This window comes from Actinomyces naeslundii, assembly GCF_001956585.1.
GTDB classification, from domain to species: domain Bacteria; phylum Actinomycetota; class Actinomycetes; order Actinomycetales; family Actinomycetaceae; genus Actinomyces; species Actinomyces naeslundii.
The window spans coordinates 2,380-2,972 of sequence record NZ_MSRR01000044.1 but is presented as its reverse complement, the minus strand read 5'-3'; the positions used below and the strand labels follow the sequence as shown (position 1 = coordinate 2,972).

The 593-nt window shown below is 60.7% G+C and carries 1 protein-coding gene; it reads right to left on the bottom strand.

The window, feature by feature from the left end; translation table 11 throughout:
* A partial coding sequence (locus BKH33_RS13995; RefSeq protein ID WP_208607109.1) for a tetratricopeptide repeat-containing protein occupies positions 1 to 593 on the bottom strand: 593 nt, incomplete at both ends.

Below are 593 nucleotides of genomic sequence, written 5' to 3'. Positions count from 1 at the left end.
GGTGGTGGGGTCCCAGGAGGTCTTCAGAGTCTTTGAGGTTTTGCTCGTACAGGGTGATGGCCTCGTCGAGCCTGCCTGCAGCCTGGTAGGCGTTGGCGAGGTTGTGGCGTGAGGTGAGGGTATGCGGGTGGTTGGGGCCAAGGAGGTTCTTGAAGTCCTTGAGGTTCTGCTCCTGCAGCGTGATTGCTTCGTTAAGCCTGCCCGCGTCGTGGTAGGCAACCGCGAGGTTGTGGCGTGAGGTGAGGGTATGCGGGTGGTGGGGTCCCAGGATGTGGATGCTGTCCTCAAGGTTCTGTTGGTGCAGGGTGATTGCTTCATCGAGCCTGCCTGCAGCTTGGTAGGCGTTGGCGAGGTTGTGGCGTGAGGCCAGGGTGTCGGGGTGGTCGGGTCCCAGGATGTGGATGCTGTCCTCAAGGTTCTGTTGGTGCAGGGTGATTGCTTCATCGAGCCTGCCCATCTCCCGATAGGCGTTGGCGAGGTTATGGCGTGAGGCCAGGGTGTCAGGGTGGTCGGGTCCCAGGATGCGGATGCTGTCCTCAAGGTTCTGTTGGTGCAGGGTGATTGCTTCATCGAACCTGCCTGCAGCTTGGTAG